We start from the raw sequence: 1168 nt of genomic DNA, 5'->3' as shown, positions 1-1168 counted from the left end.
GTCGTAGTCGCCGAGCCCGTAGTGGTGGTGGTAGAGGTCGTCGACCTCGCCCAGCCGCAGGTTCACCGGGTCCTTCTCGTTGTTCCAGTAGTCGGCGACCGCCTGCTGATACGCGGTACGCAGGACGACCTCGGGAGTGGTGGTCATCGGGGGGTGCTCCTTACAGATGTTGCGAAAGAAAAGGGGTGAACGACGCGGAAAGACGCGGCCTACGCGTAACGCGCGCTGCCCGCGTGCCACTCACGGTTGCCGCCGAGCCAGGCCCACACCCCGGCCAGGAAGCGGACGAGCGCCGGGGAGCCGCCCGAAACGAGCGCGGCGGCCTCGCGTTCGAAGGTGCGCACCAGCTCGTCGTGGACAGCCACACTGCGCTCGACCGCCTCGCGCAGCGAGCACTTCTCCTCGGCGGCGACCACCGTGGGAAGGCTGAACTCCACACCGCCGGAGTCCTGTTCCTTGGCCATGGAGTACAGGTCGTTGACGAGCGTGGCGGCCGTACCGGCCATGGTCACCGCGCGGCGCACCCGCGGGTCCTCGTACTCCTCGGGGGACAGCCGGTAGCCCTCGACGACGTCGATCAGCGCGATGCAGGGCATGAAGCTGTTGATCTGCCGGTGGGCCAGGTACTCCCAGACGGCGGGCATGCGGCCGGTGCTCCGCCAGGAGCCCTCCTGCCCGTAACCGACGAACAGGACGGTGATCTCGTGACGCAGCCGGGCGGCCTGGGTCGCGTCGGCGTACGGGGCCAGACGCGCGAAGGCGTCGCGCAGGGCGACCCGTACGGGATCGGCGTCCAGGCCCTCGGCGACCGGGCGCGCGTAACGGGCCGGCGGGTGGGAGGGGTCGGCGGAGGTGTAGGCGAGCCCGAGGTGGGAGCCGAGGAGGGCGGGACCGGCCCCCATCGTCTCGTCGTCGCAGTAGTGATCGTCGGTTGCCCACTCGGCGAGCGCGCACCGCGCGGCGGCGAGGAGCCGCTCGGGGTCGTCGGTGCCCGGGTGGGCGAGCGTCATCAGACGGCCGAAGTCGGTGGCGCGGACGCGGTCGAGGCGGCCGGGGTAGATGCCCACCTCCTCGGCCCACTCGACGAGCCGGTCGTTGACCTCGCGGGCGAGGGCGGGGTCGGTACGAAGGGCGGGCGGGCAGTAGAGATCGGGAAAGGAGTCACGGG

1 protein-coding gene and 1 pseudogene are annotated in these 1168 nt (G+C 71.2%); both read right to left on the bottom strand.

Annotated elements, in window-relative coordinates:
- Positions 1 to 147, bottom strand: a pseudogene (locus K6I34_RS37200) (SAM-dependent methyltransferase); the annotation flags it as partial.
- Between the two features lie 62 nt (positions 148 to 209).
- Positions 210 to 1168 (bottom strand): family 2 encapsulin nanocompartment cargo protein terpene cyclase (locus tag K6I34_RS37195; protein ID WP_229332428.1); only part of this gene is annotated, 959 nt, incomplete at its 5' end.

The sequence above is a fragment of the Streptomyces sp. UNOC14_S4 genome (assembly GCF_020740835.1).
Classification (GTDB): Bacteria; Actinomycetota; Actinomycetes; order Streptomycetales; family Streptomycetaceae; genus Streptomyces.
The sequence above is the reverse complement of the archived record's forward strand: the minus strand, read 5'-3'. Positions and strand labels throughout refer to the sequence as shown.